Origin of the sequence: Serratia sp. CY47280, assembly GCF_052168655.1 — a bacterium.
In the GTDB taxonomy this organism is placed as follows: domain Bacteria; phylum Pseudomonadota; class Gammaproteobacteria; order Enterobacterales; family Enterobacteriaceae; genus Serratia; species Serratia bockelmannii.
Genome location: NZ_JBJNMG010000002.1, coordinates 969,624 through 988,344, shown reverse-complemented (window position 1 = coordinate 988,344; position 18,721 = coordinate 969,624). Strand labels below are relative to the sequence as shown.

General features: G+C 59.9%; 17 protein-coding genes and 1 tRNA gene. 13 read left to right on the top strand and 5 right to left on the bottom strand.

What is annotated here, in order from left to right; all coding sequences use genetic code 11:
* Positions 1 to 25: 25 nt before the first annotated feature.
* The 3 genes from ACJ8J4_RS14190 to ACJ8J4_RS14180 are packed head-to-tail and all read left to right on the top strand — an operon-like array spanning position 26 to position 4,285.
* Positions 26 to 1,642 carry an aldehyde dehydrogenase (NADP(+)) gene (locus ACJ8J4_RS14190; protein WP_197835411.1) on the top strand — a complete coding sequence of 539 codons (1,617 nt, stop codon included), beginning with the start codon at positions 26 to 28 and terminating at the stop codon, positions 1,640 to 1,642.
* Between the two features lie 44 nt (positions 1,643 to 1,686).
* Entirely contained in the window at positions 1,687 to 3,252 is a 1,566-nt protein-coding gene (locus tag ACJ8J4_RS14185) for an APC family permease (protein WP_025302350.1), read from the top strand.
* Positions 3,253 to 3,271: 19 nt separating this feature from the next.
* A complete protein-coding gene (locus tag ACJ8J4_RS14180; RefSeq protein ID WP_025302349.1) occupies positions 3,272 to 4,285 on the top strand; it encodes an Ldh family oxidoreductase in 1,014 nt (337 codons plus the stop codon).
* Between the two features lie 45 nt (positions 4,286 to 4,330).
* Here the strand turns inward: ACJ8J4_RS14180 and ACJ8J4_RS14175 are convergent, their stop codons facing one another.
* The 3 genes from ACJ8J4_RS14175 to ACJ8J4_RS14165 all read right to left on the bottom strand — a co-directional run bounded on the left by ACJ8J4_RS14175 (position 4,331) and on the right by ACJ8J4_RS14165 (position 6,514).
* Positions 4,331 to 5,011 (bottom strand): hypothetical protein, encoded by a 681-nt coding sequence (locus tag ACJ8J4_RS14175; RefSeq protein ID WP_264383911.1) that lies wholly within the window; start codon positions 5,009 to 5,011, stop codon positions 4,331 to 4,333.
* Between the two features lie 177 nt (positions 5,012 to 5,188).
* On the bottom strand, positions 5,189 to 5,617 hold the full coding sequence (locus ACJ8J4_RS14170) for a universal stress protein (protein ID WP_025302347.1): 429 nt from the start codon (positions 5,615 to 5,617) through the stop codon (positions 5,189 to 5,191).
* Between the two features lie 180 nt (positions 5,618 to 5,797).
* Positions 5,798 to 6,514, bottom strand: a complete 717-nt coding sequence (locus ACJ8J4_RS14165) for a LuxR family transcriptional regulator (protein WP_025302346.1) — start codon at positions 6,512 to 6,514, stop codon at positions 5,798 to 5,800.
* Positions 6,515 to 6,848: 334 nt separating this feature from the next.
* Here ACJ8J4_RS14165 and ACJ8J4_RS14160 point away from each other — a divergent pair, with 334 nt between their 5' ends.
* From ACJ8J4_RS14160 to ACJ8J4_RS14130, 7 genes are all read left to right on the top strand, one after another.
* Positions 6,849 to 8,378, top strand: coding sequence for a 3-hydroxyacyl-CoA dehydrogenase NAD-binding domain-containing protein (locus tag ACJ8J4_RS14160; protein ID WP_089195743.1), 1,530 nt, complete (start codon positions 6,849 to 6,851; stop codon positions 8,376 to 8,378).
* 9 nt (positions 8,379 to 8,387) lie between these two features.
* On the top strand, positions 8,388 to 9,599 hold the full coding sequence (locus tag ACJ8J4_RS14155) for an acetyl-CoA C-acyltransferase (protein ID WP_049208426.1): 1,212 nt from the start codon (positions 8,388 to 8,390) through the stop codon (positions 9,597 to 9,599).
* Positions 9,600 to 9,614: 15 nt separating this feature from the next.
* Complete coding sequence (hemA, locus tag ACJ8J4_RS14150) at positions 9,615 to 10,826, top strand: 5-aminolevulinate synthase (RefSeq protein WP_025302343.1); 1,212 nt, start codon at positions 9,615 to 9,617, stop codon at positions 10,824 to 10,826.
* Complete coding sequence (locus ACJ8J4_RS14145; RefSeq protein WP_049208080.1) at positions 10,823 to 11,995, top strand: MFS transporter; 1,173 nt, start codon at positions 10,823 to 10,825, stop codon at positions 11,993 to 11,995. Before hemA ends, ACJ8J4_RS14145 begins: the two co-directional genes overlap by 4 nt.
* Positions 11,988 to 12,707 carry an enoyl-CoA hydratase-related protein gene (locus ACJ8J4_RS14140; RefSeq protein WP_025302341.1) on the top strand — a complete coding sequence of 240 codons (720 nt, stop codon included), beginning with the start codon at positions 11,988 to 11,990 and terminating at the stop codon, positions 12,705 to 12,707. Before ACJ8J4_RS14145 ends, ACJ8J4_RS14140 begins: the two co-directional genes overlap by 8 nt.
* Positions 12,708 to 12,830: 123 nt before the next feature.
* Complete coding sequence (locus tag ACJ8J4_RS14135; protein WP_049204278.1) at positions 12,831 to 13,397, top strand: GNAT family N-acetyltransferase; 567 nt, start codon at positions 12,831 to 12,833, stop codon at positions 13,395 to 13,397.
* Positions 13,381 to 13,941 (top strand): hypothetical protein, encoded by a 561-nt coding sequence (locus ACJ8J4_RS14130; RefSeq protein WP_049204288.1) that lies wholly within the window; start codon positions 13,381 to 13,383, stop codon positions 13,939 to 13,941. Before ACJ8J4_RS14135 ends, ACJ8J4_RS14130 begins: the two co-directional genes overlap by 17 nt.
* A gap of 111 nt (positions 13,942 to 14,052) precedes the next feature.
* Here ACJ8J4_RS14130 and ACJ8J4_RS14125 read toward each other — a convergent pair whose 3' ends face one another.
* Positions 14,053 to 14,355 (bottom strand): putative quinol monooxygenase, encoded by a 303-nt coding sequence (locus tag ACJ8J4_RS14125; protein ID WP_049204287.1) that lies wholly within the window; start codon positions 14,353 to 14,355, stop codon positions 14,053 to 14,055.
* Between the two features lie 384 nt (positions 14,356 to 14,739).
* On the opposite strand from ACJ8J4_RS14125, the gene ACJ8J4_RS14120 reads away from it, so the two are divergent.
* Both ACJ8J4_RS14120 and ACJ8J4_RS14115 read left to right on the top strand, forming a co-directional pair.
* Entirely contained in the window at positions 14,740 to 16,053 is a 1,314-nt protein-coding gene (locus tag ACJ8J4_RS14120) for an MFS transporter (RefSeq protein ID WP_049204277.1), read from the top strand.
* 74 nt (positions 16,054 to 16,127) lie between these two features.
* Positions 16,128 to 16,631 (top strand): DedA family protein, encoded by a 504-nt coding sequence (locus ACJ8J4_RS14115; RefSeq protein ID WP_025302336.1) that lies wholly within the window; start codon positions 16,128 to 16,130, stop codon positions 16,629 to 16,631.
* A 220-nt stretch (positions 16,632 to 16,851) separates the two neighbouring features.
* Here ACJ8J4_RS14115 and ACJ8J4_RS14110 read toward each other — a convergent pair.
* Positions 16,852 to 16,927: transfer RNA gene (locus tag ACJ8J4_RS14110), tRNA-Lys, on the bottom strand.
* A gap of 349 nt (positions 16,928 to 17,276) precedes the next feature.
* Here ACJ8J4_RS14110 and cycA point away from each other — a divergent pair.
* Positions 17,277 to 18,677: a D-serine/D-alanine/glycine transporter gene (gene cycA / locus ACJ8J4_RS14105; RefSeq protein WP_043141829.1), complete on the top strand. Its 1,401-nt coding sequence runs from the start codon at positions 17,277 to 17,279 to the stop codon at positions 18,675 to 18,677.
* Positions 18,678 to 18,721: the final 44 nt, after the last annotated feature.

Sequence of the window (18,721 nt, the reverse complement as noted above, 5' to 3'; positions counted from 1 at the left end):
CGCTCTTTATTTACCGGGGGAATCCATGCCCAACGAACGCCACGTCGCCATCAGCGGCCAACAATTTATCGGCGGCCAGCGCCGCGCCGCAGGGGAAGCTGCGCTGCTCAGCCTGCGCGCCGACGACGGTCAGCCGACCGGCTACCGCTTCCACCAAGCCACGGCGGCTGAAACCGCCGCCGCCGCCGAAGCCGCTGCCACGGCCTTTGTGCCCTATTCGCAACTCAGCGCCGAGCAACGCGCGAACTTTTTGGACACCATCGCCGAGGAGCTAGATGCCTTGGACGAAACCTTCTTCGCCCTCGCCACACAGGAAACGGCCCTGCCGCCGGCGCGCTTGAGCGGCGAACGCGCCAGAACCAGCGGTCAGATGCGGCTGTTCGCCACGCTGCTGCGGCGCGGCGATGTCGAAGGCGTGCGCATCGACTGCGCGCTGCCGCAGCGTTCCCCCCTGCCGCGCCCCGATCTGCGTCAATACCGCACGGCGATCGGCCCGGTGGCGGTATTCGGCGCCAGCAACTTCCCGCTGGCGTTCTCCACCGCGGGCGGTGATACCGCCGCCGCGCTCGCCGCCGGCTGCCCGGTCGTGTTCAAAGCGCACAGCGGCCATATGATCACCGCCGAGCTAACCGCTCAGGCGATCGAGCGCGCACGGGAACGCACGGGGATGCCCTCTGGCGTCTTCAACATGCTCTTCGGCAACCGCGTGGGGGCCGATTTAGTACAACATCCGGCGATTCAAGCGGTGGGATTCACCGGCTCGCTGCAAGGCGGCCGGGCGCTGTTCGATCTGGCGATGCAACGTCCCCAACCTATTCCGGTCTTCGCCGAAATGTCGAGCATCAACCCGGTAGTGATCCTACCCAAGGCGCTGGCGCGGCGCGGGCAGCACATCGCGCAGGAACTGGTCTCTTCCTTCACGCTCGGCTGCGGTCAGTTCTGCACCAAGCCCGGCGTGATCGTCGCGCTGCGCGGCGCCGCCTTCGATCGGTTAACCGAAACGATGAGCGCCCTGGTCAACGCCGCCGAGCCGCAGCCGATGCTGAATGCCGGCACCCTGGAGCACTACCGTCACGGGCTGGCGGCCCTCGATGCCCACCCGGGTATGCGGCGGCTGGCAGGCCGAAGCGAAACGCCTGCTCTTCGGGCGGCGGCGCAGCTTTATCAGGCGGAGAGGGCGCTGTTGCTGCAGGCCGACCCGCTGCTGCAACAGGAGGTCTTCGGCCCGGCCAGCATCCTGGTGGCGATGGATAACGAAGCGCAGCTGCATGCGGCGCTAACGGCATTGCAAGGCCAGTTGACCGCCACGCTGCTGGCGGACGACGACGATCTCGATATGGCCGCCGGGCTAACGGCTCTGTTGGCGCGCAAAGCCGGTCGGGTGCTATTCAACGGGTACCCGACCGGGGTGGAAGTGTGCGACGCCATGGTGCACGGCGGCCCTTACCCGGCCACCAGCGACGCACGCGGCACCTCGGTAGGCACGCTGGCGATCGAGCGTTTCCTGCGGCCAGTTTGTTTGCAAAACACCCCTGCAGCGCTGTTGCCGCCGGCGCTGCAGGACGCCAACCCGCTCAACCTGCTGCGACTGGTTAACGGCGCTTACACCCGAGATCCCCTGGTTTCACCTGCCCAACATTAGCCCGGCCGCATCTGCCTGCCACTCAATAACAAAAGGGTAATACCATGACAACCCAAGGCAAATTCAAGAAGCAGCTTACGCTCACCGATCTGACATTCATCGGTCTGGGCGCCATCTTCGGCTCCGGTTGGCTGTTCGCCGCCAGCCACGTCTCCTCCATCGCCGGCCCGGCCGGCATCTATTCCTGGCTGATCGGTGGCCTGGCGGTGCTGCTGCTCGGCATCGTCTACTGCGAGTTGGGCGCCGCTCTGCCGCGCGCCGGCGGCATCATTCGCTATCCGGTATTCTCGCACGGTGAACTAATGGGTTACCTGCTGGGGTTTATCACGCTGATCGCCTTCTCCAGCCTGATCGCCATCGAAGTCGTCGCCGCCCGGCAGTACGCTGCCGCCTGGTTCCCGTTCCTCAGCCAGCCGGGGTCCGGCGATCCAACAGCGATCGGCTGGCTGGTGCAGCTGGCGCTGCTGTGTTTTTTCTTCGCGCTCAACTACTACAGCGTCAAAACCTTCGCCAAATCCAATAACCTGATCAGCGTGCTGAAGTTTCTGGTGCCCCTGCTGGTGATCGTGGTGTTGTTCAGCTTTTTCAAACCGGAAAACCTGCATAGCCAGGGCTTTGCCCCTTTCGGTTCCGCCGGGGTTGAGGCCGCCATTTCCGCCGGCGGCATCATCTTCGCCTACCTCGGCCTGACGCCGATCATTTCGGTCGCCAGCGAGGTGCAAAGGCCGCAGCGCACCATTCCTATCGCGCTGATCCTGTCGGTGGTGCTGTCCACCATCATCTATGTGCTGCTGCAGATAGCGTTTCTCGGCAGTATCCCCAGCGAGATGCTGAGCGGTGGCTGGGCCGGCATCAGCCAACAGTTCTCCCTGCCGTTCCGCGACATCGCCATCACGCTGGGCATGGGATGGCTGGCGTTTCTGGTAGTCAGCGACGCGATCGTTTCGCCGAGCGGCACCGGCAACATCTATATGAACGCCACGCCTCGCGTGATCTACGGTTGGGCGCGCGCCGGCACCTTCTTCAAACTGTTCACCCGGGTGGATAGCGAGTCCGGTATCCCGCGTCCGGCGCTGTGGTTGACCTTCGCTCTCTCGGTATTCTGGACGCTGCCATTCCCGTCCTGGGAAAAGCTGATCGGCGTGGTGTCCGCCGCACTGGTGTTGAGCTACGCCATCGCCCCGGTCACCGCCGCCGGGCTGCGGCGCAATGCGCCCGATATGCCGCGTCCGTTCCGGGTGCGCGCTTTCTGCGTGCTCGGCCCGCTGTCGTTTATCATTTCGGCGTTGATCGTCTTCTGGTCCGGCTGGGACACCGTCTCCTGGCTGCTCGGCTTGCAGATCCTGATGTTCTTCATCTACATCCTGTTCAAAAATCAGGTGCCGACCCACGCCGTTAGCCTTCGGCAGCAAATTTGGTCCTCGTTGTGGCTGATCGTCTTCTATGCGCTGGTGATCGGGCTTTCCTACCTCAGCAGCTTCGGCGGCATCGGCGCTATTGCCCATCCGTGGGACACCTTCACCATGGCGGTGATTGCGCTGGCGATTTACTACTGGGGCGCCTATACCTGTTTACCCCAGGCCAATTTTATCGGCGATGAAGAAGAATGAACCCAGGGGGGAGATCGAGATGACATCCATGCACGTTCTGTCGTTGGAACAGGCTTATCAACTGGCGCTGCGTACGCTGCGCAGCAACGGTTTCAATCAGGCACATGCCGAAGCGGTGGCGCAAAATGTCACCCAGGGCGAACGCGACGGCTGCGCTTCTCACGGCTTATACCGGCTGTTGGGCTGCGTGCGATCGCTGCGGGTAGGCAAGGTCTCTGCCGATGCGGTACCCAAGTTGTTCGACCAGGCGCCGGCCATCTTGCGTGCCGACGCCGGCGGCGCGTTTTCCCTGCTGGCCTACCGCACCGCTCTGCCGGCCTTTATCGGTAAGGTGCGCGCCAATGGCATCGCCGCGCTGGCGATCAACCGCTGCGTGCATTTCTCCGCGCTGTGGGCCGACATAGAACCGCTAACCGAACAGGGGTTGGTGGCCTTAGCCTGCACACCCAGCCACGCGTGGGTGACGCCGGCCGGCGGTTCGCGTCCGCTGTTTGGCACCAACCCCATCGCCTTCGGCTGGCCACGCCCGGATCGGCCGCCGTTTTTATTCGATATGGCCACCAGCGCGGCGGCGCGCGGCGAAATCGAACTGCACCACCGCGCTGGCACCCCGCTGCCTGAAGGCTGGGGCATTGATAAGGCAGGCAATCCGTCCACCGATGCCGCCAGCGTGTTGGAGGGCGCGATGCTGACCTTCGGTGGGCATAAGGGCTCGGCGCTGGCGGCGATGGTTGAATTGCTGGCAGGGCCGCTGATCGGCGATATGACCAGCAAGGAATCGCTGGCCTATGACAACGGCACCGGTTCGTCGCCTTACGGCGGTGAGTTGATCATCGCGTTGGATCCCGAGCGTTTTCTCGGTGCGGATAAGGCGAAATATTTCGCCGGAGCAGAAGCGATGTTTGCCGATATGCAGGCGCAAGGCGCACGCATCCCCGGCGAGCGGCGTTATCGACAGCGGCGGCAGAGCGAGCAATACGGCGTGGAAATTCCCAGGACATTGTACGACGAAATAATGGCGCTGTGCGATTAGCGCCGGATTGATGCCCCGCGCCGGCAACCCGGCGCGGGAAAAGGCTTATCCAGCCTGAGCCAGATCGCTGTGCAGGCGCTTGCGCCACACCGGTTTGGTGTCCCAACGGGCGAAGTGTTTCGCCTCTTTACCCGGCTGCACCTGATGCCACATGTCTTCTTGCCACCGGATCGGTTCCTTTCCTCGCAACGTTGGACGGGTCTGTTTAATCGTCCGTTGCAAGACGCTCGCTTCTTCCGCAGAAATGTTCGGCGCCTGTCTGGCGGCGTCCAGCGCACGGCTTCCCAGCGGCGCCATCACCTGATACAACACGTTGACCTGCTGCAGCGTCGCTTGCTGATTAGTGCTCATCCCCTCACCCGACCAACCGTCGAAGTTTTCACCGGGATCGTCCCCCTGCGCACGATACTCATTACCAGGCCCCTCGACGATGTTCCATCCTTGCCAGGTCACCAGAGTGTGTAATCCATCGCGATCCTGCAGGTTTTTATTCTTGATCTGTGTGATCACCTCGGCACGGTTTGGCACACCGATCAGGTTCATAAACTCGTCCAGCGCGTTCCAATGCTGCCCCGCCACCAGACCATTCCAGACATTACGCAAACAGTTCCAAGGAATGGTGTGATGCCAGGTCAGCGTGATAAGCGGTTTGGTTGACGCATGTTGCCAACGGCTCGGTTCACTGCCCCGATCGCCTCTAATGATCCCATCGACTTCTAATGGCATAGCTGCCCCTCTTCTGGCTGAGATGAAGAATATGCGCAAGGCCGGTGGCCCGGGTGGCATAAAAACGTCAGCTAAAATCGTAGCAGCTCACACTGAGATGGCAATAAAACGCAAGGCACGCTCTGCCGCAGACCGGCAACCGCAGAGCGCGCCCGAAAACGGTGGGCTTAAGAGGGATTATCTGACCACCATCACCGAAATATTGGCATGGCGAACGATGGCGGCGGCGTTAGATCCTAGCAGATAGGTTTTCACGCTCGGGCGCCGTGAACCGATAATGATCAGGTCGGCGTCGATCTCTTCCGCCAGTTCCAACACCTGATCGCGCGCAGAACCGAAGCTGACGGTGTAATTAAGGCGATCCAACGGCAGATCGATTTCCGACATGATTTTCTTCAGTTTGTCCACCGCCTTCACCTCCGCCTGATTCTCAAATTCCTTGAGACCGAACGAATAGGCAGTAACAAAAGCCGAGGCATCCGGCAGCGCATGGAAGAAATGCACTTTAGCGCCGGACATCTTCGCCAAATATTCCACATGCTTCAGCGCATGCTCGGTCAACAGATCCTCTTCAATATCGATCGGCACTAAAATAGTCTTGTACATATCACATCCTTTCTATGTAAACCGGGTGCCAACAGAATACTGCCGCGCACGGGCGCGGTGAATCGCTTTATCACGCTTTTGTGATCGGGGGGTAAATACTGATAAGGATAGCTTTTAATTTAACAAAATATAAACATCACACCGATAACGGATAGGCGATTAATTATTTATTTCTCGAGATTAAATCAGCTGTAAATAAACCGCTTTGGCGGTGGCGGCGGTCTTATTGGCGACAGAAAGTTTTTTAATCGAGTTGCCTATGTGGAAATTGATCGTGCGCTCGCTCACCCCCATCAACAGCGCGATCTCTTCCGCCGTTTTCCCTTCGCTGCACCAGCGTAAAATGTCTTTTTCGCGCAGCGTCAGCACGTCTTTTATCGCGTCGTCGTTCACCGATATCAAGGCTTCACGCAGCGTTTTATGGGCGGTTTGCGCCAGCCAAAGGAAAAAGGTTTCATTTGCCGCACGCGCTTGTGGCGTTTGCTCCGGTAGCGCTGTGCCGGCAAACGTCAGGATCCCCAGCCTGCCATAGCAATCCTTGACCGACTGCGACCAACCGGCGCACAGGCCAAACTGCGCCATACGTCGCCAAAGCGTCGGCCGATCGTGATAAAAACGTTCGTCCCACTGGAACTGCAGCGTGGAATGGTGAGCGCGCTCAATGACCGGATCCTGCAAATACACCCGCTGCCGCCGATAATCTTCGAGATACTCTGCTGAAAAATTACCTTCGATCAGCATCTTGGGGCGGCTGGCCGGATAACAGGAAAACACGATGTAGGAGAAATAATCAAACCCCAACGCCTCGGCGCAGGGCCCCAGTTGCGTCAGAAAGCATTCGCGATCGGCCAGGCTGCCAATCACCTCCGCCATGAGCCGTTGAGTGCGGGTATCCATAACGCAGGTTCTCCATATAGCGATGCCGATTATCGATAGGTCAGACTCACTATAGAATATCGCCGCCCGGCGCCAGTAGCCGTTTCATATAATAAAAAATACCAACGCTATAACGAAAACAGCTATTCCCCTTAAAATAAGCCTTTTTATTGCGCCGAACAGGAAAACTACGCGAATAGCATAATCCCTTCAGGACGTAAACCTGTCATTTCTACCGTTAGACAGCCAGGACACCGCCAATTACTTTCCAAACAGGCACCCGGTGCCGCCGTAAATCCAAAGAGATAATAAGCATTTGCGAATTTCGCATGGCATACAGTGACGGGGATTTTCTATGGCAGAAAGTAATGCGGCAATTCAATCGGCTGCGATTATCGGCGCGGGAACGATGGGCAGAGGCATCGCTTATCTTTTCGCGCAAAAAGGCATTCGTACGGTGCTTTATAATCGCAACGGCAATACCCTCAATCAGGCTCGCGAATATATCGCGCAAGACCTGAACAAGAAAGTCGAACAGGGCAAGATCGCGCTGCAGGATAAAAGCTCAGTGCTGGCCAATCTGGTGTTCTCGACGGCGCTTGAGGCTATCGCCGACAGCGAGTTGGTGATAGAAACCATCGCCGAGCATGAACAAACCAAACTTGAGGTGTTGGCGGCCATCGCCGCGGTGGTCAAGCCCGATACGCTGATCGCCACCAATACCTCCTCACTGTCGCTTAACAAGCTGGCAACCGCGGTGACGCACAGCGAGCGGTTTATCGGTTTGCACTTTTTCAACCCTGCGCCGCTGATGAAACTGATTGAAATCATCCCGGCCTACTTTACCGCACACGCCACCACGGAACGTTGCCGTCAACTGGTGGCCGCGTTGGGGAAACGCGATGTCGTCTGTCAGGCCACGCCGGGGTTTATCGTTAACCGCATGGCCCGCCCCTACTACCTGGAAGGGTTCCGCCTGTTGGAAGAACACGTGGCGCGCGCGCCGCAGATCGACCGTGCCCTCAAGGCCGGCGGACACTTCCGCATGGGGCCGCTCGAGCTGACCGATTTTATCGGCCAGGACATCAACTATCAGGTCAGCCGGCAAATCTGGCAGGACATGCAATACGACCCGCGCTATACCCCCGGCCATCTGCAGCGTTCGCTGGTCGATGCCGGTCTGTTGGGGAAAAAGAACGGCCGCTCCTATTTTGCCGCCGAAGAAACCGCCCCGCCAGTGACGGCCGCCATCGATGCAGACGTCGAGACGCTGCGCGTTTACGGCGAACACCCTTTTTTTACCCTGTTGCAACAGCAAGCCGCACGTCAGTGGCCACAGCTGCGCGTGGAACAACGGCCGGCCTTACCGAGCCTGGGGCCGGCCGTCCAGATCAATGGCGCATTCACCGTCAGCATCACCGATGGCCGCACGGCGAGCCAGTTAGCCGAGCAGACGACGGCTGACGCTTTTGTGATCGACATCGCCCTGAACTACGCCGACACGGCGTATCTGGTTGCGGCGCACAATCGCTATGCCTCTGCGGCCAATAAGGCGCTGTTTTTACGCCTACTGCACACTGCGATCCCGCAGGTTGAATTTATCAAAGACTCCCCGGCGCTGATCGTCGCTCGTGTCCTCAGCAGCCTGATCAATGAGTCGGTGATCATGGTGGAAAGCGGCGTTTGCAGCCGGGAAGACATTGATGTCGCCGCCGTCGCGGGCGTTAACTACGCCGGCGGCATTTTCGACTGGCTCGGCAAACTGGGGGAGAAAAACGTCAGGACGACGCTGAGCAATCTGGCGCAGCTGCTGCACGCAGCGCGCTATGCGCCGCATTACACCCTTCTGCACGCCGCGCAACCGGCGCTGACGACCACGCCTTGAGGAGCCATGATGAACATTAACGATGACGGCGTTTATCTGATCGACGGCACGCGCACGGCGATCGGCGCCTATGGCGGCAGCCTGGCGCATACCCGCCCCGACGACATGGCGGCGACGATCCTTCGCGGCCTGCTGCAGCGCTATCCGGCGGCGGAAGCGAATCTGGACGAAGTGGTTCTGGGCTGCGCCAACCAGGCCGGCGAGGACAACCGCAACGTCGCCCGCATGGCAACGCTGCTTTCCGGGTTGGACCCGTCGGTGCCGGCCATCACCCTCAACCGCCTTTGCGCATCCGGGTTGGATGCGGTGATCTACGCCGCGGCGAAAATCCGCAGCGGTCTTAGCGAACTGGTTTTGGCCGGCGGTGTGGAAAGCATGAGCCGCGCACCCTATGTGCTGAGCAAGGGCGAAACGCCGTTCGACAAAGGCGTGAAGCTGTATGACACCACGTTGGGATGGCGCTTCGTCAATCCGCGGCTGGCGGAGCGCTACGGCAGCGACCCGCTGGGCATCACGGCGGAAAACGTGGCCCAACGGCAACATATCTCACGCGAGGAACAGGACCTGTTCGCGCTGGCCTCGCAGCAAAAGGCCCGCCGGGCGATCGACAGCGGTCGGCTGGCGCGGGAAATCACGCCCGTGGACGTGCCGGCGGATCGTAAAACCACCCGCACATTCGCGCAGGATGAATTTCCCCGGCTCAGCACGTTGCAACAGCTGCAGGCGCTGAAACCGGCGTTCTCCGCCGGCGGTTCGGTCACGGCGGGCAATGCTTCCGGCATCAACGACGGCGCCGCCGCGCTGCTATTGGCTTCCGGTCGCTACGTGAAACGCCAGGGCTGGCAACCGCTGGCGGAGATCGGCGACAGCGCGGCCGCCGGCGTTGAACCGGCGCTGATGGGGCTGGGGCCGATCGCCTCCACCGAGCGCTTACTGCAGCGCGGCGGGTTCACCTTGAACGACTTCGACATCATCGAGATTAACGAAGCGTTCGCCTCACAGGTTCTGGCGGCGCTGAAACACTGGCGCATCGACGCCAACGACGCGCGGGTCAACCCGAACGGCGGCGCCATCGCGCTCGGTCATCCGCTGGGGATGTCCGGTGCGCGCCTGGTGCTGTCGGCGGCGCTGGAATTACGCGACCGACAGGCAAGCAACGCATTGGTGACGATGTGCGTCGGCGTCGGTCAGGGCCTGTCATTAAACCTTAAAGCCGTTTAACACAAGGAACATACGATGAGCGTACTGAACATTCTTGAAGAAAAGCTGGCGGAAACCAAAAAACAGGGGCGTTTTCGCGAGTTTCTCAACCTTGAACGCGGCGTGCAGGACAAACCCTGGGCCACCAGCCACGGGCACCACGGCGAGCGCCGTCTCAACGTCTGGTGCTCGAACGACTATCTGGCAATGAGCCACCACCCCAAAGTGCTGCTGGCCACCACCGACGCGGTTAACCGGGTCGGGCTGGGCACCTGCGGCGCCCGCAGCATTTCCGGCACCTCGGTCTACCACAGCGAGCTGGAAACGCTGCTGGCCAGCGCCTACGGCAAAGAGTCGGCGCTGCTGTTCACCACCGGTTTCGGCGCCAACGACGCCACCTTATCCACCCTGTGCGACGCCATTCCCGATCTGATCGTGTTCTCCGACGAACTGAATCACGCCTCGATGATTTACGGGATTCGCTACAGTAAAGCGGAGAAAAAAATCTTCCGCCACAATGATGTAGCACACCTCGCCGAGCTGCTGCAGGCCGCCGATCCGGCGCGGCCAAAGCTGATTGCCTTCGAGTCGCTGTATTCCATGGACGGTGACTTTGCTCCCCTGGCGCAGATCGTGGCGCTGGCGGAACAGTATCAGGCGCTGACCTATCTCGACGAAATTCATTCGGCCGGCGTGTATGGCGAACGGGGATTGGGCTATGCCGAACAGCTGGGCCTGTTGGATAAAATCACTATTATCCAAGGCGGATTCGGCAAGTCTTACGGTGCGGCGGGTGGCTATATCGCCGCGCCCCGCTCGGTGGTGGAAGCGGTGCGCAGCTGGGCGCCGGCATTCGTCTTCAGCACCTCGTCACCGGCGCCGGTGGTAGCCGCCGCGTTGGCCAGTTTTAGATACAACCTCGAGCATGACACCCAGCGCAAGCACCTGCTGGCGATCGTCGATCACCTGAAGACCGGCCTGCGCGCCGCCGGCATCCCGCTGGTGTCGGCAGACAGCCATATCCTGCCGCTGCTGGTCGGCGATCCGCACCGCAACAAACACATCAGTAAAGTGCTGCTCGATGAGCATGATATTTACGTGCAACCGGTCAATGCCCCGACGGTGCCCGCAGGCAGCGAGCGACTACGGGTAACGCCGACCTCGGCACATTCCCATGCCGACGTGGAGACCTTCCTGGCGGCACTAGGCCGGGTCTGGGCAGCGAACGATCTGCGGAGGGCAGGATGAAGTTAGCGGATTATAACGGCCATCTGATCACGCTCTGCCTGATGGCGACCGGTACCTTCGCCATCGGCACCGACGCTTTTATCGTCGCCGGCGTACTCAGCGATATTTCCGACACCTTTGCCGTCAGCCCCGCGCAAGCGGGGCAGTTGATATCGGTATTCGCGCTGGCCTATATGCTGTTCGCCCCCCTCACCGCCTGGCTGCTGGGCAACGTCAACCGCAAGCATATCCTGCAGTTGGCGCTGGTGCTGTTCATCGCCGGCAACCTGGCCTGCGCCTGGGCCACCAGCTATCTGCAGATCGCGTTCGGCAGAGTGCTGGCGGCATTGGGGGCGGCCTGTTACACGCCGCAGGCCGCCGCCGCCGCGGTGGGGCTGGTGACGGAAAAACGCCGCGGCCTGGCTATTTCCATCGTCTATGGCGGCATGACGTTGGCTATTGCGCTCGGCATTCCGTTCGGTACCTTTCTCGCCAAACTGATCGGCTGGCGTGAAATCTTTCTGTTCATCGCCCTGCTGGGGGCGATTGCGCTGCTGGGCCTGTCGTTGGCGCTGCGCGCCATTGCGCCATCGGGCAAGCATTCGCTGAAAGAGCGGCTCGCCCCGCTGCGGCAAAAGGCGGTACTGACTACGCTGCTGATCACCTTTTTTGCCGTTTGCTCGGAACACATCGTCTACAGCTACGTCAGCGTGTTGCTGAAAAACACCCAGTTCGGCCCTGAGGCGATCCTGCCCCTCGCGCTGCTGGTGTTCGGCATTGGCGCGGTGATCGGCAATTTTGCCTCCGGCGCGTTAACCGATGCCCTCGGCAGCAAGTTCGTGCTGCTGTTTTCCGTGGCGATCCAGACGCTGTCTCTGTTTTTGCTGGCCTTTTATGTCACCTCGCCCTGGTGGGTACTGGCCATCTTCCTCGTATGGGGCATTACCGGCTGGATGTACCTAGTACCGATCCAGCATCACCTGTTGTCGCTATCGAAACGCTTTGGCGCGCTGACCGTGTCGCTCAACAGCTCGGTGTTGTACGCCGGCATCGCGGCGGGCGGGATGCTGGGCGGCCTGACGCTCTACGCGCTGCCGGCCTATTACCTGCCGCTGTTTTCGCTGCCGCTCGGCGCCATCGCCCTGCTGCTGACGCTGTTGTTTTTCCGGGGAGAAGCCAGCGATGAGTGAAGTTCTTCCAGTGCTTTATGAGCGCCATGGCGCGCAGGTTGCGGTCATCACCCTTAATCGGCAGGAAAAAAAGAACGCCATCAACCTGCAGATGGCCGAGTTGATCCGCACCTACCTGCGGCAGGCGGATAACGATGACTCGGTGCGAGCGATCGTGCTGGCCGGCCAACCGGCGGTATTTTCCGCCGGCATGGATATCAACGCCTTTCATCAGGGTGAACTGCCCATCGTCACGCCGGAGGGGTTTGGCGGGCTGATCCATGCACAGATTGCCAAGGTGATCATCGCCGCCGTTGACGGCATCGCGTACGGAGGCGGATTTGAGCTGGCGCTGGCGTGCGATCTGATCGTCGCCGGCCAGAACGCACGCTTCAGCTTCCCCGAAACCGGGCTCGGGTTAGTCGCCGCACAAGGTGGGTGCGCGCGCTTGCCGACGCGTATCTCCCCCTATGTCGCGCTCGACTGGCTGCTGACCGGCAGAACCGTCGGCGCACAGGAGGCGCTGTCACACGGCGCCATTTCCCGTATCAGCGAGGGGACGGCCCGGGAAGAAGCGCTGCGCATCGCCGAACAGATCGCCGGAAAAGATCTTGCTGCCAGCCAAGCGGTGAAGGCCATCGTGCGCCAGGGGCTGGCACGGCAAGAAGCCCCCTCATTCGATTTTCAACAAGGCCCGGTCGAGCGCCTGCGTCAGGCCGCCGCCCGCCGATAATGCCCCTGCCGGTTCGTCTGAACCGGCATTTCCCGTTTGTCCTCCACCGCTCATTTTACGCAGCCCGCTTCTCGGCGCTGGGTTACACTGCCGGTAGTCCTAATGCGCTGATAAGGAAAAATAATGCGCCTTTTGCCTCTGCAGACCCCCAGACTGATCCTGCGCCCGTTCACGGCCGACGATCTGCCCCACTTTACCGCCTACCGCAGTCACCCTGACGTGGCGCGCTATCAAAGCTGGAGCGACTACAGCGCCACCGATGCGCAGGCCTTTTTCGAACGGCAACGGCAGCTCGCGTTCAACCGTGACGACAGCTGGTTCCAGCTGGCGGTCGAGCGCCGTGAGGACGGCGCGTTGCTCGGCGATGTCGCGGTGCATTTCTTCGATGAGGGGCGCCAGGCTGAACTGGGCGTGACCTTCGCGCCCAGCCACCAGCGGCAAGGGCTGGCGCGCGAGGCGCTGAGCGCCGTCATCGCTCTGCTGTTCGGGGCGCTGGCGAAGCACCGTATTACTGCGGTGGTGGACACGCGTAATCTTGGCGCCGCCACACTGTTCGGCAAGTTGGGTTTTCGCCGCGAGGCCTATTGGCGGCAAAACGTGTTTTTCAAAGGCGCATGGGGCGACGAATTCGGCTTTGCCCTGCTGCAAAGCGAATGGCGGGAGAATGCAAGGCATGACGCTGCTGAATAAATACCTTGGGCAATACCAGTTCTCGGAACGGCATGCGATCGCCATCGCCGCGCCGCAGGCGCGGATCCTGGCGGCCGTGGCCGCCTACGATCCCAAGCACGATCGTTTCTTCCGCAGCATGATAGCGCTGCGCGAATTGCCCGCGCGGCTGATGCCACGCGATAAGCCCAGCCCGCCGCCGTTTGGCCTGCATAACTTTTGCCTGCTTGAGCAAGATGACAGCGCGTTGGTCTATGGCCTGATCGGCCGCTTTTGGCAGGCTGAATACGGTCTGGAGCAGGTCGCTGACGGGGCGGGCTTTCTCGCCTTCGCTCAGCCCGGCGTTGCCAAACTGGCGCTGGGGTATGCCGCGAGCCCGCTGGAGGGCGGGCGCTGCCGCCTGGTAACGGAAACGCGCATCTTCTGCCCCGACAGCGCCAGCCGGCGGCGGTTTACCCCCTACTGGTATGCGATTCGCCTGGTGAGTGGGTTGATAAGACGCCGCATGCTGCGCGCCATTAAAGCCGCCAGCGAAAAGCAGACGGCGAATCATTCACCTGATTGATTAATTTAAGAGCATTCTTAGAGAATGAAAATCATTATCAGCCTATTTTTTAATCACAACAAGATAGTGTTGAGAAGCCATTAACCCCGCCCCCTGCGGGGATTTTTTCGCCTATTTATCGCCTGTTTCAGGAAACACCTGCATAAACAAGAAGGTGCAAGGCTTGCGCTGATACTGATTGATCTGCGGCACCAGCCGGGTGAAATGCTCGGTCTGACAATGCACGTCCAGGGCGGCGCGGTCCGGCCAGCTTTCGATAAAAATAAAGTGCCCGGGATCCTGCTGGTCGATGCACAGTTCATAACTGATGCACAGCGGCTCTTGACGGGTTTTCGCCACCAGCTCGCGATACCATGGCATAACGGTGTCAATGTGTTCCGGATGGATAAAATCTTCAGCGATGACCTTCAGCATGTTGCGCTCCTGCATTCTGTTTTGCCGTGCTTCACCTTATCGTCCTCACTCCCGAGATGAAAGCGCCCTACTCCAGGTCTATCACCGGGTTGCCAATTCGGTGATAACGCACACAGATCTCGATCAAAACGCTTGAACGCGCCATAGCCCTGTGTGAACGTTTGATTAACAAAAAAGCAACACACCATTCACTATGGTGATGTCTGCATCAACCTGCCGACCCGATACGCGGCATTTTTTTCGCCCTTAAAGGCCTGACCATTAGTCCTTTAGACCTTTATATCTCACGAAGAAAATCCGCTGTGACCGTCGTGTTGAGGGCAACGGCGCCAGGACGGTCCTTATGACCGACGCTTGTCATTCTCAGAAGAGAGGTTATCGCCAGTGAATCACGCCACCTATGCCGCTCCAGCGCTCAACGCCGCCATCCGCAAAACCTGGCGCAGACTGGTGCCCTTAATGTTCGCCATGTACTTCATCGCGTTTATCGACAGGGTTAACGTCGGCTTTGCCAAGGACGCGATGGCTATCGACATCGCGCTGTCGCAATCCGCCTTCGCATTGGGCGCCGGGATATTTTTTGCCGCCTATGCGCTGTTCGGCATCCCGGCCAATCTGCTGATGAACCGCTGGGGCGCCAAACGCTGGCTTAGCGCCACCACCGCACTGTGGGGGGCGCTGTCGGCCTGTACCGGGCTGGTGACCAACGAACAGCAATTTATCATCCTGCGGTTTCTGCTGGGGATCGCCGAAGCCGGCTTTTACCCTGGCATCCTGTTGCTGGCGTCGATCTATTTTCCCAATAAGGTGCGCGCCTCGGTCATTGGCATTTTCGTGCTCGGCGTGCCGGCGGCCCTGACGCTCGGCTCACCGCTGTCGGGGGCATTGCTGGAGATGCACGGCGTGTTGGGTAAACCCGGCTGGTTCTGGATGTTCGTGCTGGAAGGGCTGCCGGCCGTCGCCCTCGGCGTCTTCGCCTTTTTCTATCTCGACGATAACCCTCGGCAGGCTCGCTTTTTGACCGAGGAAGAACGCACGGCATTGGTCACACAGTTGGCTGACGAACAGCAGCAGACCGAAACCAGCAGCGTCAAAGCGGCAATGAGAAGCGGCACCGTTTGGCATCTGGCGTTGATCTACGGCACCCTGCAAATCGGCGTGTACGGCCTGATGTTTTTCCTGCCGTCGCAGGTCGCCTCGCTGATGGGCACCCATCTCGGTTTCAAGGCCTCGCTGGTGGCCGCCATTCCCTGGGCGTTCTCCGCGCTGGGCGTCTATTTCCTGCCGCGCTATGCCGACAGAAAAACCGCCAGAAGATTACCGATCGCCGTGGGGTGCATGGTCGCGGCAGCGCTGGGGTTGGTCGTTTCTTCCTATGCCGGCCCTCTGCTCGCTATCGTCGCCCTGAGCTGCTGCGCAGTCAGTTTCCTGGCGGTACAGCCGATTTTCTGGACGTTTCCCGCGCAGGTGCTCACCGGCCCGGCGCTGGCGGCCGGCATCGGTTTTTGCACCACGCTCGGCGCCGCATTCAGCTTCTTAGCCCCGCTGATCCGCACGGAGGCGGAACAGCGTTTTCACAGCCCGCATGCCGGGCCGCTGGTGCTGGCCGCCTTTTCACTGCTGTGCGCCACGCTGTTGTGGGCGCTCAGAAACCGGCGCGCCGACGTGAGCAAGCAAGACGCAGAGATTGCCGGATAGCGGCGCGTTATTTAGCCATTATTGAACCTGCGGATGGGACACTGGCACTCAGCCCTCTCCCCCGCAGGTATTAAATGGATGAATTGACGCACATTATCGCTAAATACAGCCCGGAACCGGAGATGTTGCTGCTGCTGATTTTCCTGTTCGCGCTAGGAAAATCCGTGATCGTGGTGTCTTCCGCCTTGCCGCCCGCCTCGGTGACGCTGCTGGTAGGCATCCTTGCAGGCAAACACACGCTGCCCCTCGGTGCCGTTTGGGCGGCCATCGCCCTCGGCGCCACGTTGGGATCGATCTTGTCGTTCCACGGCGGCGCGCTGCTGTGCCGCCACGATCTTGGCCGCCGGCTGCCGGCACGCTTTCACACTCCGCTGCACAAAGCGCAACGTTCCTTGCAAAAGCGCGGGCTACCGCTGCTGTTCGCCTCGCGTTTCCTGGCGGTGATGCGCTACACCGTGCCGCTGATGGCCGGCATGCTGCAACTGCCGGCGAGGCACGTCTATGCCACCGCCGCGCTTTCAGCCGCCGTTTGGGCACTCCTCTTGATGTCGGCCGCGCATTTATTCCCCGCTTCTTGACCTGAAAGATTCTTGGGCAAATACCCCATCCCTGCGCCGACGTTGCGCCAGCGCACAGCCTCCCTTGCCGTATAAAGTACGGTGCAACATCGCAGTTTGCGCCAGATCACCTTTCTGAACATCAGTCGAAAAATGCGAATTTTTTTGCAGAATGCACGCTTAAAACGGCGCCATGAGGGAAAAAACAGAGAAAAGTCTGTGCGTAACACGCTGATTTGGTTGGTGGGTCGTACAGGGTTCGAACCTGTGACCAATTGATTAAGAGTCAACTGCTCTACCGACTGAGCTAACGACCCAACGCGATAAATTGTCCTCCTCGCCAGTGCCGCTGTCAAACGCTTCCACTCATTACTTTTTCTCATGCGATTTTTACAACTCTTTGTTTAATCAACGAGATAAGCCGCATAAGGTCTGTTAATCCCACCTTTTGAAGAGTAATCTTCCGCTCCCTGAACGTCCGATTTGCCTCCTCCGTGTAAAGATTGATCGACTTTTATCCCACGTATAAATGTTGTAAACATGTTGCACAAAGGTGGCGTTATTGCACTACCTTACTAAAGCCGGACCAACCGGATAAATGTATAAAAAAGAGCCACTTCAGAGCTCACGACTTCACTAATGACAGGTAAAACAGGACATCATCAGATGGTAGATCACTCTAAAATAGCGACTGACGCGACGCCCGCTTCAGAAGATCATCTACGGCGAAACCTTACTAACCGACATATTCAACTGATCGCCATCGGCGGCGCCATCGGCACCGGTCTGTTTATGGGCTCCGGTAAAACCATCAGCCTGGCCGGCCCTTCGATCATCTTCGTGTACATGATCATCGGCTTTATGCTGTTCTTCGTGATGCGCGCCATGGGTGAGCTGCTGCTGTCTAACCTGGAATACAAATCGTTCAGCGATTTCGCCGCGGATCTGCTCGGCCCGTGGGCGGGTTTCTTCACCGGCTGGACCTACTGGTTCTGCTGGGTGGTCACCGGCATCGCCGACGTTGTGGCGATCACAGCCTACGCCCAGTTCTGGTTCCCCGGACTGTCACAGTGGATTGCTTCACTGCTGTGCGTGCTGTTGCTGCTCGGCCTTAATCTGGCGACGGTGAAAATGTTCGGCGAAATGGAGTTTTGGTTTGCGATGATCAAAATCGTCGCCATCGTCGGGCTGATCGTCGCCGGGCTGGTGATGATCGCCATGCAGTTCCAATCGCCGACCGGCACCGTGGCCTCATTCACCCATCTGTGGAATGACGGCGGCATGTTCCCGAAAGGCATCAGCGGTTTCTTCGCCGGCTTCCAGATCGCAGTATTCGCCTTCGTCGGCATTGAGCTGGTGGGCACTACCGCCGCGGAAACCAAGGATCCGGAGAAGTCATTGCCGCGCGCCATCAACTCGATTCCGATCCGCATCATCATGTTCTACGTGTTCGCCCTGATCGTCATCATGTCGGTGACGCCGTGGAACTCCGTGGTGCCGGACAAGAGCCCGTTCGTTGAACTGTTCGTGCTGATTGGCCTGCCGGCCGCGGCCAGCGTGATCAACTTCGTGGTGCTAACCTCCGCCGCCTCCTCCGCCAACAGTGGGGTGTTCTCCACCAGCCGCATGCTGTTCGGGCTGGCGCAGGAAGGCGACGCGCCGAAATCGTTCGCCAACCTGTCCAAGCGCGCGGTGCCGGCCAACGGCCTCACCTTCTCCTGCATCTGCCTGCTGGGCGGCGTGGTGCTGATTTACCTGATCCCGAACGTGATGACGGTCTTCACCCTGGTGACCACCGTGTCGGCGATTCTGTTCATGTTCGTCTGGACCATCATCCTGTGCTCGTATCTGGTTTACCGCAAACAGCGCCCGGCGCTGCACCAGAAATCGATCTACAAGATGCCTGCCGGCAAGCTGATGTGCTGGGTATGCATGGCGTTCTTCGTGTTCGTGCTGGTGCTGCTGTCGCTGCGCGAAGACACCCGCCAGGCACTGATCGTCACCCCGCTGTGGTTCATCGTGCTCGGCCTGTCTTACGTGTTCCTGCGCAAGAAGAAAACCGCGTGATGCAAAAAGGGGCGGATCTCTCCGCCCCTTTCTTTCTACGCCTC

Excerpts from the sequence above, each read along its gene's own strand:
- ACJ8J4_RS14190 (WP_197835411.1), top strand. The coding sequence starts at position 26 with ATGCCCAACGAACGCCACGTCGCCATCAGCGGCCAACAATTTATCGGC.
- ACJ8J4_RS14185 (WP_025302350.1), top strand. The coding sequence starts at position 1,687 with ATGACAACCCAAGGCAAATTCAAGAAGCAGCTTACGCTCACCGATCTG.
- ACJ8J4_RS14180 (WP_025302349.1), top strand. The coding sequence starts at position 3,272 with ATGACATCCATGCACGTTCTGTCGTTGGAACAGGCTTATCAACTGGCG.
- ACJ8J4_RS14175 (WP_264383911.1), bottom strand. The coding sequence starts at position 5,011 with ATGCCATTAGAAGTCGATGGGATCATTAGAGGCGATCGGGGCAGTGAA.
- ACJ8J4_RS14170 (WP_025302347.1), bottom strand. The coding sequence starts at position 5,617 with ATGTACAAGACTATTTTAGTGCCGATCGATATTGAAGAGGATCTGTTG.
- ACJ8J4_RS14165 (WP_025302346.1), bottom strand. The coding sequence starts at position 6,514 with ATGGATACCCGCACTCAACGGCTCATGGCGGAGGTGATTGGCAGCCTG.
- ACJ8J4_RS14160 (WP_089195743.1), top strand. The coding sequence starts at position 6,849 with ATGGCAGAAAGTAATGCGGCAATTCAATCGGCTGCGATTATCGGCGCG.
- ACJ8J4_RS14155 (WP_049208426.1), top strand. The coding sequence starts at position 8,388 with ATGAACATTAACGATGACGGCGTTTATCTGATCGACGGCACGCGCACG.
- hemA (WP_025302343.1), top strand. The coding sequence starts at position 9,615 with ATGAGCGTACTGAACATTCTTGAAGAAAAGCTGGCGGAAACCAAAAAA.
- ACJ8J4_RS14145 (WP_049208080.1), top strand. The coding sequence starts at position 10,823 with ATGAAGTTAGCGGATTATAACGGCCATCTGATCACGCTCTGCCTGATG.
- ACJ8J4_RS14140 (WP_025302341.1), top strand. The coding sequence starts at position 11,988 with ATGAGTGAAGTTCTTCCAGTGCTTTATGAGCGCCATGGCGCGCAGGTT.
- ACJ8J4_RS14135 (WP_049204278.1), top strand. The coding sequence starts at position 12,831 with ATGCGCCTTTTGCCTCTGCAGACCCCCAGACTGATCCTGCGCCCGTTC.
- ACJ8J4_RS14130 (WP_049204288.1), top strand. The coding sequence starts at position 13,381 with ATGACGCTGCTGAATAAATACCTTGGGCAATACCAGTTCTCGGAACGG.
- ACJ8J4_RS14125 (WP_049204287.1), bottom strand. The coding sequence starts at position 14,355 with ATGCTGAAGGTCATCGCTGAAGATTTTATCCATCCGGAACACATTGAC.
- ACJ8J4_RS14115 (WP_025302336.1), top strand. The coding sequence starts at position 16,128 with ATGGATGAATTGACGCACATTATCGCTAAATACAGCCCGGAACCGGAG.
- cycA (WP_043141829.1), top strand. The coding sequence starts at position 17,277 with ATGGTAGATCACTCTAAAATAGCGACTGACGCGACGCCCGCTTCAGAA.